16 protein-coding genes are annotated in these 14034 nt (G+C 50.5%); 8 read left to right on the top strand and 8 right to left on the bottom strand.

Annotated features, from left to right (window positions below; all coding sequences use genetic code 11):
* Positions 1 to 92: 92 nt before the first annotated feature.
* Positions 93 to 950, bottom strand: a complete 858-nt coding sequence (locus NSS79_RS33060; protein ID WP_342437668.1) for an alpha/beta hydrolase — start codon at positions 948 to 950, stop codon at positions 93 to 95.
* A 225-nt stretch (positions 951 to 1175) separates the two neighbouring features.
* On the opposite strand from NSS79_RS33060, the gene NSS79_RS33055 reads away from it, so the two are divergent.
* On the top strand, positions 1176 to 1934 hold the full coding sequence (locus NSS79_RS33055; RefSeq protein ID WP_342437667.1) for a MerR family DNA-binding transcriptional regulator: 759 nt from the start codon (positions 1176 to 1178) through the stop codon (positions 1932 to 1934).
* Between the two features lie 68 nt (positions 1935 to 2002).
* Here NSS79_RS33055 and NSS79_RS33050 read toward each other — a convergent pair whose 3' ends face one another.
* Positions 2003 to 2962, bottom strand: coding sequence for a catalase family peroxidase (locus NSS79_RS33050; protein ID WP_342437666.1), 960 nt, complete (start codon positions 2960 to 2962; stop codon positions 2003 to 2005).
* Positions 2963 to 3214: 252 nt separating this feature from the next.
* Between NSS79_RS33050 and NSS79_RS33045 the strand changes: the two genes are divergently transcribed.
* On the top strand, positions 3215 to 3352 hold the full coding sequence (locus NSS79_RS33045; protein WP_342437665.1) for a hypothetical protein: 138 nt from the start codon (positions 3215 to 3217) through the stop codon (positions 3350 to 3352).
* A gap of 20 nt (positions 3353 to 3372) precedes the next feature.
* The gene (locus NSS79_RS33040; RefSeq protein WP_342437664.1) at positions 3373 to 3918 is read left to right on the top strand and encodes a methyl-accepting chemotaxis protein; all 546 of its coding nucleotides are present in this window, start codon (positions 3373 to 3375) and stop codon (positions 3916 to 3918) included.
* Between the two features lie 19 nt (positions 3919 to 3937).
* Here the strand turns inward: NSS79_RS33040 and nudK are convergent, their stop codons facing one another.
* Positions 3938 to 4900: a GDP-mannose pyrophosphatase NudK gene (nudK, locus tag NSS79_RS33035; protein ID WP_342437663.1), complete on the bottom strand. Its 963-nt coding sequence runs from the start codon at positions 4898 to 4900 to the stop codon at positions 3938 to 3940.
* Positions 4901 to 4939: 39 nt separating this feature from the next.
* Positions 4940 to 6148: a MerR family transcriptional regulator gene (locus NSS79_RS33030; RefSeq protein ID WP_342437662.1), complete on the bottom strand. Its 1209-nt coding sequence runs from the start codon at positions 6146 to 6148 to the stop codon at positions 4940 to 4942.
* Positions 6149 to 6465: 317 nt separating this feature from the next.
* Here NSS79_RS33030 and NSS79_RS33025 point away from each other — a divergent pair, with 317 nt between their 5' ends.
* The gene (locus NSS79_RS33025) at positions 6466 to 6732 is read left to right on the top strand and encodes a hypothetical protein (RefSeq protein ID WP_342437661.1); all 267 of its coding nucleotides are present in this window, start codon (positions 6466 to 6468) and stop codon (positions 6730 to 6732) included.
* 77 nt (positions 6733 to 6809) lie between these two features.
* The gene (locus NSS79_RS33020; protein ID WP_342437660.1) at positions 6810 to 6959 is read left to right on the top strand and encodes a hypothetical protein; all 150 of its coding nucleotides are present in this window, start codon (positions 6810 to 6812) and stop codon (positions 6957 to 6959) included.
* Positions 6960 to 7110: 151 nt separating this feature from the next.
* Here NSS79_RS33020 and NSS79_RS33015 read toward each other — a convergent pair whose 3' ends face one another.
* Together NSS79_RS33015 and NSS79_RS33010 are read right to left on the bottom strand one after the other, a co-directional pair.
* Entirely contained in the window at positions 7111 to 8157 is a 1047-nt protein-coding gene (locus NSS79_RS33015) for a stalk domain-containing protein (RefSeq protein ID WP_342437659.1), read from the bottom strand.
* Between the two features lie 95 nt (positions 8158 to 8252).
* The gene (locus NSS79_RS33010; protein ID WP_076113526.1) at positions 8253 to 8681 is read right to left on the bottom strand and encodes a MarR family transcriptional regulator; all 429 of its coding nucleotides are present in this window, start codon (positions 8679 to 8681) and stop codon (positions 8253 to 8255) included.
* Between the two features lie 120 nt (positions 8682 to 8801).
* Between NSS79_RS33010 and NSS79_RS33005 the strand changes: the two genes are divergently transcribed.
* Positions 8802 to 9389, top strand: coding sequence for an NAD(P)H-dependent oxidoreductase (locus NSS79_RS33005; RefSeq protein ID WP_342437658.1), 588 nt, complete (start codon positions 8802 to 8804; stop codon positions 9387 to 9389).
* Between the two features lie 68 nt (positions 9390 to 9457).
* On the opposite strand, the gene NSS79_RS33000 is transcribed toward NSS79_RS33005, so the two are convergent.
* Complete coding sequence (locus NSS79_RS33000; RefSeq protein ID WP_342437657.1) at positions 9458 to 10006, bottom strand: hypothetical protein; 549 nt, start codon at positions 10004 to 10006, stop codon at positions 9458 to 9460.
* A gap of 257 nt (positions 10007 to 10263) precedes the next feature.
* Here NSS79_RS33000 and NSS79_RS32995 point away from each other — a divergent pair, with 257 nt between their 5' ends.
* A complete protein-coding gene (locus tag NSS79_RS32995; RefSeq protein WP_342437656.1) occupies positions 10264 to 11247 on the top strand; it encodes an IS110 family transposase in 984 nt (327 codons plus the stop codon).
* 636 nt (positions 11248 to 11883) lie between these two features.
* Positions 11884 to 12750 carry an SDR family oxidoreductase gene (locus NSS79_RS32990; RefSeq protein ID WP_342437655.1) on the top strand — a complete coding sequence of 289 codons (867 nt, stop codon included), beginning with the start codon at positions 11884 to 11886 and terminating at the stop codon, positions 12748 to 12750.
* 109 nt (positions 12751 to 12859) lie between these two features.
* Here the strand turns inward: NSS79_RS32990 and NSS79_RS32985 are convergent, their stop codons facing one another.
* Complete coding sequence (locus tag NSS79_RS32985; RefSeq protein WP_342437654.1) at positions 12860 to 13687, bottom strand: GHKL domain-containing protein; 828 nt, start codon at positions 13685 to 13687, stop codon at positions 12860 to 12862.
* Positions 13688 to 14034: the final 347 nt, after the last annotated feature.

Here is a 14034-nt window from a genome sequence, read left to right as displayed (position 1 = left end):
CCTTTCTGTCCAGCTGATATAGGATTCGTTGCATACCTTTACCCGAAAATACAAGCTTTGATCCTACACTCAAATCATTTATTTCCGCATGGCTACAGCAGCTTGGAGTTAAGCCAGGGAATCAGGATGGGCAGGACGTATGACGCCAGCATGGCCCCGGTATGGTCGAGCTCCGGCAGCACCGAGACCTTCCAGCCCAGCGCTTCGAGTTCTTCACGCTGCCGGAGAAAGGGGCCGGCGATGTCGACTCTCACACCTCCCCAGCGTTCATCATAGTCAATAGTATCGGCAGCCCCGGCAAAACACATCCGGGGACAGCTGAGCGCGGTTTGCGCGGCACGGTCATCGAATGGCTGCAGCGCCTCATACAACGTGACGAACTGCCGCGTCTGGGCTTCGTTCAGGGTGACTTCCACTGTGGACCAGTCGAAGTCTTCCCAGGTTTCGCTCTGGCTCTCCGGCGAAGGGGCCGGATGCTGATGTGAGGCTTGAGACAGCTCATGCGCAGCCATCGTTACCCGGAGCATCTCCTTGTAGGGTCCGCCGATGGGAGGGAATCCTCCCATGACAAGCGCGGTGATGCGTTCTGTACGAAGAGCCAGCTGCAGTCCGCTAAGCGCCAGCCAAGAGTAGCCGTAATAGGCGAATTGCGGCGCTTGCGCAGCATCGGCAATGGACAGAAAGTCCTTGGCAACGTTGGCGGGGGTCAGCGTATCCGGCTTCGGCTTGCTCTGGACATGCCCTTCATAGTCAAAAGCAATGACCCGGTACTTACCGCTGAGCGCGTCGATCAGTGAACGTCCCAGTGCCGGATCGGCCCCCCATTTGAGCATTTCCGCTGCCTGGGGATCTATAACAGGATACGGATTAACCGGCAGCAGCAGGTTCGGTCCGTCACCCGTAATTACGACCTCGATTTTACTTCCATCATGCAATTTTGCTGTAAGCATGATCAGCCCTCCATTTCAGCTATTTGTTACTGCATAATCTATTACATCAACCAATATACAACATTGATGCAAGAGAGAAGCTTTAGCGGAAGGCCCCTTGCCCCCAGAGGTTAAAATATTCCCGAAGGCTATCATAGCACTTTAAGGTTATGATTGAAGGTTTGCCATCACGGGGCAGTTTTGCTACTGTTACAATCATCAGGTATGCAGAGAGGTGAACGGCAGATGGTTATATACAAACCGGCTGAAATCGCCAAGGCGCTTGGCATCAGCACCAGTGCATTAAGACATTACGAGGCTTGGGGCGTGGTTCCGCCACCGGAACGGGCTCCGAACGGCTACCGGTTGTACACCGGGCTGCATATGGCGTATTTCCGTTGTCTTCGGTCCATGGTTCCCGGCTTTGGCTACCCGCTGACCTATGAGGTGCTTCGGCATATTCAGAAAGGGGAGCTGGACACCGCCTTATGGCTGGTAAGCGCCGAGCAGGCCCGTTTGCAGGAAGAGAAAGTCACCGCGGGCAGAACGCTTGCTTTGCTGCAGGACCCCGGACTCCATCCGGTTATGGGCAAAGGAATGAAGCATAAGATGAGCATCGGAGAAGTGGCGGCTATCACGAATGTGCAGACCTCCGCCATCCGGCACTGGGAGAAGGAAGGGCTGCTGTCCCCGGAGAGAAATCCGGAGAACGGCTACCGCCTGTACACTCCGGTACACGCAAGGCAAATCATGCTGATTCGAACGCTTAGAACCACAGTGTATTATTTGGATAAGATGAAAGAGCTGGTGCAAGCCCTGGAGCAGAACAGTGTGGAGAAGCTGAAGGAGGTTACAGTGGAGGCAATGGTCAAAATTGACCGGCGCAACCGTCAGCAATTTAACGGAGTGCATAAACTGGTGGAGTTATGTGTAGAGGCCGGATTCATGGACGGGAGTGAGGTTTCGCTCATGCTGCCCAGGCCGACTTACACAAAAGATCATTAAGGAATAAATAGAAGCGCCGAAGCCCCAAAGGGTGTCTCTGACGCTTCTTTGTTGTGGAGGGCACAGATTTATAATTCCCTGCTGCGTCTCTGATGGGAATCAGCGTAGGCGGTGCGGCGGAAATTCAGGATGGGATCATCCGACAAGGCCATGCCCTCAGTAATGACGGTAGGGTCCATGACCAGCCCTTCCGGCTCGTCAATGAGGTCTGTAATATAGAGGCGGCCGAGCTCAATCCGCCGCCGATCTTCCGCCCAGGCACGGGTGGGATCGTCGGTGGGGTCGCCTTCTTCTCCAAACACGGCTGACAGCTGGAAGACGGCAGGATGATCCTTGAGCCGCAGCTCCAGCTCATCCTGCAAGTAATCATCGGGCTGCTGTGCGGCCTCGCCAGCTGTCAGTGTGCGTTCTCCTGAATCCGGCACCCATTCGAACTTCACCGGCCGGGACGTTCCTTCCCGGTCCATGAAGAAGTAGGCATGGATACAGTAATAACGGGATTCAGCGTAGCTGGCTGGAGGTTTCAACCGTTTGATGGCCATTAAGCTTTCTCTGCTCTCAGAGAAATGGGTGGTGATCTCCTTGATCAATTCCACCACCCCCAAATTGCCTGCCTGTGCCTTGTGTGCGGAGCGGATGATATCAAGGAACGATTCCGGAGTACGGGCAAAAAACACCGGTATCGTCACACCAACCAAATTCGTGACGCCACCGTCCGGCAGGGAGAATTGAACAGCCATTCCCTTAGCCGGAGACAGCACATCCGCAAGAACCGGATCGGTGGAGCTGCCTGAGAAACGGACAATCGCCGCTGTTTCCTGCTCCTGCAGATGGGCAGCCGTAGTGAATGACGCAGCCAGACCGCTCGGGCGGAACACGGCGCGGCAGCAGATACCCTTGGCATGTGCACGGCGGTAACCGGGATGGACGCCGGACAGATCCTCGATGGCATCTACCGCTTGTGCAGCCAGGCCGGACGGGTGTAACTCATTATCAGGAAGAGCACTTGATGAATTCGTCTCTTTCATGTTCGTAGTCCCTCCTCGTATCATTTCACGGTCTAATCAGCCTCTCAATTATTACCACATTATTTTTTTCTTAAACCCGGAGTAGCTTATCAATCAAGATGTCTTTCATTCTTGTACACATGACTGGGATCGGTAGGGCTGAATAATTAAAAAAAACTAATGAAAATTCGATATATTAAAAGTAAGGATGAATATAGCTTGGGAGCAGTATTTGCATTGAGCCCGGGTTCAGCAATTAGGGGGGCATAGGAAATGAATAAGGTGGATTCACTTGAGAATATTGTAGCGTTAATTCCGGTGCTCAAAGCAGCCGTTCCGGCGGACCTGTCTATCGCAATATGCGATCTGGAGAAATTATTGCTTATTGGCCGGGGGAGGATATTAATCTGAATATTAAAGTAGGGCAATCTTTGCATCCGGAAGAGCCGCTGACAGGGGTTATTCAGAGCAATATCCCGCTGAGAGCCGAGGTGCCTGCGGAGTTTTACGGGTTTGAGTTCACGGGGACGGCCGCCGCAAGGCTTGGTGAGGTAGCGGAAAGTTCCAATGAGCTGGCGGGTTTCACCCAAAAGCTGCTGGGGCTTGCACTCCGCACCGGGGAGCAGGTGAACGAAACTGATCAGGTGGTCTCCATTATCAAGAATGTTGCCAGCCAGACGAACCTGCTCGGCATTAATGCGGCTATCGAAGCCGCCCATGCCGGAGATAAAGGCAGAGGATTCGGTGTTGTCGCGGGTGAAATCCGCAAGCTGTCGAATGAAACCGTGAATTCTACCAAACGGATTCAAGGCACATTGCTGTCGTTCAAAGAGGCAACGTCGCAAATGGGAACTTCCATTGAACGCATTGCCTCAATTATTCAGGAGCAGGCGGAGTCCTCCGAGCAGATGTCCGCGTTCATTGATGAGATTCAGGGAATGTCTGAGAAGCTGAATGAGTTCGCTAAGAAACTGTAGGCCTTAGGAGGACAGCATCTTACATATGGCATAAGGAAGTGTTCGCATTCTCTAACCCATACAGGATTCTTTTCCCGTTCTCCTTGGCAATCCGCACCATTTCATCAGCGCCTTGAGAAGGCCCGCCAATCCGCAGGACGGCATCGCAATGGCTGAGCAGCCGCACGGAGGAAGGGTGGAACATTTCATTGAACACCTCGTCGCCGATGGCTGTTGAGCCTGCCGCCTCCATCAGCGGCAATGCGTACCACTCGCCCAGCACCGGCAGATGGCCGAGCCTGTACACCAGCAAGGCAGCTTCATTCATGGCTTGCAGATTAGCTGCAATTAATGCCGGATCGTCTCCGGTTCCCGAGCGATAGGGACCGGCAATGAGGATGTGCAGTGGTTTCGGCTCCTCCGGTTCGACCAGCCGGTGAAGCTTCGCATGCTGCAGCAAAAGAATGGTCTTGGCATCCCTGATCTCACCGCTCTCCACCAGCTCCATCGCTTTGCCAAAAGGGAGCTCCAGCACTTCGATGTTCTCCTGTTCCTCATCCAGTCCGCCGCCCCGCCCCGTCTTCATCTCGTCGGAATATTCCGCGACGAATAAATGCAGCATCTCCGTTACCGAGCCCGGCGACATATACACTCCGCCGATGCTGTGCACCTCCGACAGGCGGTATCCGGTTTCCTCCTCGGCTTCGCGCTGGATGCATTCTTCCGGGCTATCCTGATCCAGCAGTCCAGCGCAGGCTTCGATCAGCATGCCGGATGCATTGCCGTTAATATAGGTCGGCAGACGGAATTGCCGGGTCAGGACAACCGTCTGCTTCTTGCGGTTGTAGAGCAGAATGGCTGCGCCGTTGCCGCGGTCATAAGCCTCGCGCTGCTGCTCTTCCCAGCTGCCGTCGCTGCTCCGGTAATCCAGGGTGTATTTCTTCAATGTATACCAGTTGTCAGATAGCAGGTCAATTTGCTTGATTCGCACGTTAGGATTCATAGGTGAAGCCTCCTTTTTTTGTTGGATCCAGCCGCTCCGTCATAGTTTGCGGCATGTAAACACGCCCATATCCTTGGCAATCACCAGGCTTCCCTGGTCCGCCATCTTTCGCTCTACAAAAGCCATAAATTGTTCCAGCGTCTCCCCCTGCAGCACCTTGCCCGCATTCATGGGTGTAGAGGTCATATAGCTGATCAGCGGACCGGTTTCCGTCACAACAAGAGAATCAGGATAACGTTCAACCCGTGCAGCCGGGAACCAGGGCTGCAATAGCTCTGCGCCATTATCCAGGTTGAATTGTTCCAGTGTGTCATCCAGTACCCGGAGGGCTGGATCGAATTCGCGGGCGAGTTCTTCCATCTCCCGTAAGTGCCGGCTGCTCATCGTGGAGGCGAAGAAGCTTCCCCGGGGGCTAAGCACTCTGGAAATTTCCGTGAATGCCGGCGTCAATTGCTCCACATGGTACAGCATGTGATTGGCAATCACGATCTGAAATTCGTTATCCGCAAAAGGTATGGCCATAACATCGGCTTGGCGGAACTGAAATCTTCCAGCCGCCGCCCCAAGTGCGCTGCGCGCAGCTTCCAGCATCCCGGGGGAGACATCAGCAAGCGTAATCTCCAAGCGGGGCGGAATCCGCTCCCGGTTTCGAACCCAAAGAGCCGCATCGCCGCAGCCGATATCCAGCACCCGCAAAGGACGGGTAGAGGATGAACGCAGTTCCTGCGTTGCCTCCAGCATGTATTCAAAGAACCAGCTGTGCCACCCTTGCGGATTCGTACTGAACTCATCATACAGCCGGGTTCGCGCCTGCAGCCGGGCGGCATTCTGATACTGCCGGCCCCAATCCCTTTCCGTGCGGATCATGTGGATGATCCGGGCCAGCTCTTCCCAGTCCGCTGCCTGCTCTTGTTGCTCCATATAGTCCATGGAGGCGTCGATGGCCTGGACCACACTCTCCATATGATCTATTTTCTGGCGGATAAGCTGCTTCTGGAGCTGTAGAGCGCTGCGCAGATCACTCCCGCTGCCGATCTCCATCACGGTGCTCAGTTCTTCCAGGGAAAGCCCAATGAATTTAAGCACAGAGAGCTTTTGGAGCCTGGCGATATCCTCCTCGTTATACAGGCGGGTGTTTCCTTCGAAATGGGAGGGCTTCAGCAGTCCGATCCGGTCATAATACCGCAGCGCCCTGACAGTTACCCCGGTTATCCGGGAGATTTGTCCGGTGGTTAAGCCTTTGTGCATCCTGTCCATCACCTCAACTTTGCGGCAGAATAACAATCATTACTTCAAGTATAACGGGTGACGCAACGTCACCTGCAAGAGATAAATTCATTTGGAATCAAGAAAATGGCTGGAATGGTGCCACCCACAGTCTTGATTTAGCAGCTGTAAGGCTTCTGTAAAGGCGCTTTTTGTTGTATAAATTGTGCACGCTGAAGGGTTGTAGATAAACTTGGTGATATGTAGGCGCGTTGTCTTTCTGCTCGCGTTATGGTGAATACTGTGAGGAATATTGCACGAAAAGTAACCTTACATCCGCTACAAGTTGCTAAAGCGAAATGAAAGGTAAAGATGCGTTTGAATTGGCCGTATGCGGGCTAGATGGCGGAATGAGAGGTAAAGATGCACTTGAATTGGCCGTATGCGGGCCAGATGGCGGAATGAGAGGTAAAGATGCGTTTGAAATAGCCGTATGCGGGCCAGATGGCGGAATGAGAGGTAAAGATGCGTTTGAATTGGCCGTATGCGGGCTAGATGACGGAATGAGAGGTAAAGATGCACTTGAATTGGCCGTATGCGGGCTAGAGGATATAATAAGAGGTTAAAAATAATAGAGGTCCCGTTGCCGTTATCTCTCAAGTGAACCAGCGTATTCACCCGTTATATAGAATGAACTTGAAACTTGAAGAAAGAGAGCGGAGCGACGGAGGGGGATTTTGGAACTGTAGGAGCGATAGCGACCGCCTTTGTCTTCGGATTTCAACCGCAAACAGCGGTCATAATCAAGGAATCGGAAGACAACAGCGGCCGGAAGTCCAAATATTCACCGTAGTTGCGACTAACCCTTTACTCTAAACTTTTTAGTTCAATCTATATAGGGTGATCTTGTTCGCTTAGTGCTGCGAGCGGCCGAAAGGACAACACCCCCTCAAAGGGGGCAGTAAGGATCTGATTCATGCGCCTTGGAGGGGGTGTTAATTGTTTTATAGAATTCTGCGGGCAGTCACAAACCGTTTTCTCCACTGGCCGTCAAAGGCTTCAACGTGAACATTCAGGTCTTTGGAATAGGTATGCAAAATCTGATTGTTTCCGGCATAGATGGCCACATGGCCGATATCGAGGCCCCGTGCGCTGAAGAACAGCAAATCACCTTTGCGCAAGGAGTCGATGCCGACTTTCTTTCCCTCTTTGGCCTGGTCGTAGGATACGCGCGGAAGCTCAATGGACAGGGTGTCCCCGAATAATCGCTTCACAAACGAAGAGCAGTCAAAGGTTTTCGTCTGATCCGGAGAAGCCCCGAATTCATACGGGGTGCCCAGATAGGTCTTTCCGTAAGATATCAGCGCATCGGCCTGCTTATCCAGCAGAGAAGCACTGGTATAATCGCTGTATTTCGGTTTCGCCGATATGTACCCTCTTTGGTTGTCTTCGGTCCGCACTTCCAGCCATAAAGCGTTAACCTCACGGATCACATGAACCTTCGCACCGTTAGGCAGCATTTCTGACTGGACAGAGCCGCTTTGGGCGTCAGGGGTACTCCGCAAGTTGACACCCCAGAGGATGGAGGTCTCATAGGTTATTGGAGAAAAGATCCGCACTGACTGGGTAACCGGCTCCCATGTTACGCTGCTTCCGAGGGCTTCGCTGACGAAGCGCAGTGGAATCAAAGTGTAGCCATCCGTAATTTTGCCAGGAACATCCAGCTGGAGCGATTGCCCGTTCAACTGGGCGGTGGTATCCCCGATGCGGTAGGTTAGCTTCTTGTCACCTTTGGTGGCAGTAACGATCTTTGCCGTGTTATTCCAATTGAGCTTGGCCCCTTGCTCTTCGAACAGTCCGCGCATTGGAACCAGCACAGCGCCACGTAGGCTGACCGGCGGAACCTCGGCTTGGAGCTGCCTGTCGTCCAAATAGATGGAGATTTTCTTGGGCGTGATTTGCGTCTGGGTCACCGTGTCTGCATGAGCAGAAGCCGAGTAGAAGAGGGACAGGCCCAATAAAGAGAATAGTACTGTTTTGCTTTTCGTCATGTATTCATCACCTTACTGATAGATTTAATTCTATACAGTTGGACGATGACAAGCCGAAATGGTTTTGTGTTAAATGCTGGTAACGGAACTTCCGCTTAATAAAATACTTTCTCCTGCAGCAGATCGAGCGCGTGCTCGATCTCTTTGCGTTCCTCTGCTGTAACATGTGCGAGGCGGTCAGCAAACCGGACGGCGATGTGCAGGAAGGCCTCGTTCATCATGGTTTCGCCTTCAGGAGAGAGGGTGATGCCCTGCTTGCGCCGGTCGGCGGGATCGGTGATTTTGTGACATAGATGTTTTTCGCTTAATTTCTTCAGCTCACGGCTCGTGTTGGGCATGGACATATGCATGCATTCGCTGATTTCGCTGAGCGTGACGGGCTGGCTGACGGCAATGTATTCAAGAATTTTATACTGAACAGGCGTTAGCGCCTCGGATTTCACGTCTTTGGAAATATCGCTTGTTATTTGATGGACAGCGGTGGTGAAAGTCACGAATTTCTGGAATAAATTATTCTGGTCCATAGGATCACCTCTACATGACACCATAGCAAAATAATTATCAAAAAACAATTATCATTTGACAACTAAAATCAAGATGTGTTACTCTTTTGTTATCAAATGATAAGTAAAGGGGCAGCGCATATGAACACACTGGTTATCTATACACATCCGAATCACAAGAGTCTCAGTTATGCTTTTTTGCAGGAAGTGATCCGGGGAAGCAAGGAGAATGGCAAGATCAAGGAAATTAAGGTGCTGGATTTATATGAGGAGGGTTTTGACCCGGTGCTGGTCTTTAATGAGAACAAACGCAGGAGGGATATGCATAGTGAGCCGGCATTGGCGAAGTATAGGGAACAGCTGATCTGGGCAGACCAAATCGTGCTGGTCTACCCGATCTGGTGGGGACGGCCTCCGGCAATGCTCATGGGCTATATTGATCAGATATTTGCTTCGGGATTTGCGTACAAGGATAAGGGCGGGCTTCTGCCGGAAGGGCTGCTGAAGGGGAAATCGGTGGTATGTGTATCCAGCATGAAAGGTCCGGCGCATTATCCGCTGCTGTGGCTGAATAATTCGCACAAAGCCCTGATGCGTAAAGCGCTGTTTAACTACGTGGGTATCCGCAAGGTGAAATTCTTCGAGTTCGGCAGCATGGAGAGCCAGCGGGGCAAGCACGCGAAGAAGCTTCAGCAGGTGTACCGCTATTTCAAAACGGTCAGTGCATAATCCGCTCTCTGTTCTGAAAGATTACTCCCCGTGCCCGCCGGTCATTTGGCGGGCACGGGAGCCGGCGATTAATCAATCGCCCGCAAACTCCAGTGATTGTCCGCGTCCTTCATGAAATAGTAGAACGAATTAGGCTCTTTTATTTCACCGCTGTCTTTAACTTTTCCTCTAATTTCTACGATTACTCTTCCTTCTTTATCTTGTTCAACGGTACCTATAGTATCAAAATAATAATCTCTCCCGAACAAATACATAAATGCATCCGCGGACCGAGTGTCTTTGAACACGCTGCGGAAGGCCTCCTCCTTTTTATTAGCCAAGGCCTCCAATGTTGTATTCAATAGATTCTTAATCTCCTCGTTAAATAAGGGATCTTCGATCGAATCTAAATCTAGAAACACACCTGTAGTAAAATTCCCCTGACTGGGCTGAGGGGTAGTTGCGGGCTGATCAGTCGCTTGTGCGGTTGGTTGAGCCGTTGCCTGAGGGGATGCCGAAATCTCAGTTTCAGTGTTCACCTCTGGCGATGCAGCATTTGTGCCGGATTTATCACCACAAGATGCCATAATTCCAATTGTTAAGATTCCAGCCAATGAATAAACAATCAGCTTGTTCATGAATAACCTCCTAAATTTTAATGCCCTTGCGGGCACAATGTGTTATGAAAATAGGCTTGAGGTTTAACCGACAAGCATCCTGTACATACCAGATACTAAGCAGGACAGGTGAAGTCGGTAAACTTATTGTGTGTACGACCTCGACCTAAATTGAAATACGGCCGTCTTCGAGTACAATGTATTGTTGCCCCGAGCACCTCCATCAAATTTCACTGCATCGGACGGCCCGTAGCCCTGCCAAGAAAGGATGTTTTGTTTTGGACGCTATTCGTCAATGCTGTGCCGGCCTGGATGTTCATCAAGCCACGATTGTCGCCTGTCTTCTCAAAGGACCTTTAGACACCAAACCCACCAAACAGATTCGCGAATTCCCTACCGTCCTCTCCGGTCTTCTCTCCCTCGCCGATTGGCTGGAGCACGAAGGCTGCACCGACGTCGCGATGGAAAGTACCGGGGTCTTTTGGAAACCCGTCTTCAATGTCCTTCAAGATTCCTGTTCCTTGACCGTCGCCAACGCGGCTCATGTCAAGAATATCAAGGGACGCAAGACCGACGTCAAGGATGCGGAGTGGCTGGCCCAGCTTCATCGCTGCGATCTCATTCGCAGCAGCTTTGTGCCGCCTCAAGAGATCCGCAACCTCCGTGATTTGACCCGTTACCGCAAAAAACTCAAAGGCCACGAGGCTTCCGAACGCAATCGCATTCACAAGGTACTTGAGGATGCCAATATCAAACTCTCCAGTTTTGTCTCCGACCTCTTTGGTGTTTCGGGTCGCCTTATGCTTCAAGCCATTGTCAATGGCGAGGTCCTCGAACCTGACGTGATCGCCGACTTGGCTAAAGGCAAGCTTCGCGCCAAACTTCCGGAGTTGACCGCCGCCTTGAACGGGCGCGTTACCAAGCACCACCGCCAAATGATTTCCCATTCCTTGAAGCATCTGGCCTTTCTGGAATCCTCTATTGCTGAACTGGAGGCTGAGATGGACATCGCCTTTGCTCCTCATCTCCCGAAGCTTCAGCTCCTTCAGAGCGTTCCCGGTCTCGGTCCCCATACCGCCAAGATTCTCGTCGCAGAACTCGGGATCGATATGTCTGTGTTCCCGTCCGCTGCCCATCTTGCTTCCTGGGCCGGACTCAGTCCAGGCAGTAACGAAAGCGCCGGTAAAAAAAAGTTCGGCTACCCTCAAAGGCAACTCCGCACTTCGCAGCGCACTCGTCGAAGCCGCTTGGGCCGCCAGTAAAACCCGAACGTTTTTAGGGGCAAAGTTCTGGGCCCTCGCCCGCAGGCGGGGTAAACCCAAAGCCATTGTTGCCCTCGCTCATAAATTACTCGTCATCGCCTATCACATCTTGAGAACGAATGATCCTTACCGGGAGCTTGGTACCGACTATTTACTTGGGCGAAATGCGATTTCTTCCGAAGATCGTTTAATCCGCCAACTGCAACGACTCGGGTACACCGTTCAGAAGCCGGGGCCCTCCCTATAGCCCTTTTTAAAAGGAGCTTTTTAAGCCTCCCGGGCATCCTATTGCCTTTTTTAGCGGTCACCTCGCAAGGGAGCGATTCGTTTGGACAAGAACCCGTAAAAGTCACTTCGTCTGTCCGCGTTATTTTCCCATCAAAAGTTCTGTGAGCATAACATCCTTGAATCGACTTTGTACAAAACTCACTTCGGAAGCATGAGCTTCAGTATTTATTTATACAGACGCTATAAAAGCGGAGTAGTTCCCTTTTTTTGAAAATAATAAAGGCGGGAAACAATATATTTGACATTTCGCCTACGTGTAACTACAATAGTTACAGGATCAACAAAACCTCAATACAGCATGAAATACAATACGGCATTCAAATAAATATATCCAATGGAGGGTTTAACATGACAATCGCATTAACAGGAGCAACAGGACAATTTGGTTCTATCGTAGCAGAATCCTTGCTGAAATCCGTACCGGCTGAGAAGCTTGTAGCCAGTGTAAGAAACCCGGAGAAGGCTGAGAGCCTGCGCGCTCGTGGAGTCGACGTCCGTCATGGTGATTTCGACCAGCCGGAGACGCTGGATGCGGCGTTTGCCGGTGTGGACCGTCTGCTGATCGTATCAGCAGACGGCGACAATGATACCCGGATCCGCCAGCACAAGGCAGCAGTTGATGCCGCTGTGCGGGCAGGCGTAGGTTACATCGTGTACACCAGCGTTGGCCATGCCGACAACAGTACCCTGTTCCTCGCTCCGGTGCACCGTGCAACGGAACAATTCATTATTGAGTCAGGCATTCCTTATGCCTTCCTGCGCAACAACTGGTATCTGGAGAATGAGATCGGCTCCATTCAGGCCGTTCAAGCCGGAGCCCCTTGGCTGACTTCGGCCGGCGAAGGCAAGGTTGGCTGGGCTACCCGCCGCGACTATGCAGAGGCAGCAGCCGTTGTTCTGGCTGGCGAAGGTACAGAGAACGCCGTGTACGAATTGTCCGGCAAGCCGGCAACCCAGGCAGAGCTGGCTGCAACAGTCGGCAGCGTGCTGGGCAAGGACGTTGCTGTGCAGCAGGTGGATGATGCCACCTACTCCAGCGTTATGGCTGGAGCGGGCGTGCCGGAAGCAGCGCTCCCGATTGTGGTCGCGATTCAAGCCGCGATCCGCGAAGGTGCTTTGGACATCGAGAGCGACGATTTCGGGAAGCTGCTGCAGCGTCCGCTCACGACGCTTAGCGAAGGCGTAAGTGAAATGTTGAACGGTGCGAAGGCGTAAGACGTAAGACCATTTAAGGGTTCAGGACGCCAGGGTAGTTTCTTGCCCGCCGTTCTAGAAAGTAAAGGCCAAGAGAGAAGAGAGTTTTTATTAAGAACTCTTTTCTCTTTTATATTCTTTTTGAAAAAGGCAAAACAGCAATGATATCGAAGGTTGATTCATTTTTTAATATGCTCATGCTTCCTCCGTATTTATCGGCAACACTTCTAATGTTATCCAAACCGTAACCGTGTGTTTTGCAATCGTGCCTACAGGATTTGGATTCAACATGAGAAATTTCATAGGGATTGATCACTTGTACAATTAGAAAATTTTTTTTAGAGTGAATATTGATCTTAATCCACTTCGTTCTCTGTCTAACTCCCTCCACAGCTTCTATTGCGTTGTCTAGAATATTCCCCATGAGAATACACAGATCATACCGTTCAATACTGATGTTATTCGGGACTGCATGAATTTGATGGGTAACATCAATTTTTCTATGTTTAGCGGTATTTAGGGTATAGCCAACAAGCGCATCAATGATTAAATTCCCAGTATTTATAAGGTTATATGAATTATGAACTGTTTGAAGAGTATGGTTGATATGTATAACAGCATCTTGTGATGAGTTTTCAACAATGCATTTTTCGATGTATATTAATTGCTTGTTGACATCGTGAATTACGCTCTGGATATTCTTAAATGTATTCGTCATATGTTTTAAATTGTTGTCTTGAGCTAGAAATTGTTCATTTAGTTGGGTGTTTATTTTAGACAGCTTAGTTGCTTTGGCAGCTAACTCAGAATAGTAAATGATAAATAAGCTAGTGGATGATATTGCTATCGTAGCGAGAAGATAGAGTGTGTTGTGTTTGTTGTTGATTAAAAGATAAGCTGCGACAAATGTATTATTGAGAAGGATCAGAATAAAGACGAAGTATTGTAATCTAGGCAACCCCTGCTTAGATTTTTTTTTGATTGTTGAGCTAAAAGTTATGAGGAGAAATAAAAATATCAATGACAGTGTGATAACTATTAAATGGGATTCATCCTCTGATAAATACAGATGTGAAAATTTCAAGAATAGAAAAAAAAGGCAACTTGATACGATGTATGTTATGGCAATTAGAGATAGATACTTGAATGAATAGTATAGAGTTCTGGAAGTTTCTTCTCTATAAATAAAAGCAAATAGAAGGGTCCCGGAAACCATCAAACAGGCGTGAAAAGTAATGGGGAGAACGAGTGAATTTGATATTGTATATAGAATGCTTCCTACAGATAGGCAAAATAATCGGATAC

Origin of the sequence: Paenibacillus sp. FSL L8-0436 (assembly GCF_038593025.1) — a bacterium.
In the GTDB taxonomy this organism is placed as follows: domain Bacteria; phylum Bacillota; class Bacilli; order Paenibacillales; family Paenibacillaceae; genus Paenibacillus_AQ.
The sequence above is the reverse complement of the archived record's forward strand: the minus strand, read 5'-3'. Positions and strand labels throughout refer to the sequence as shown.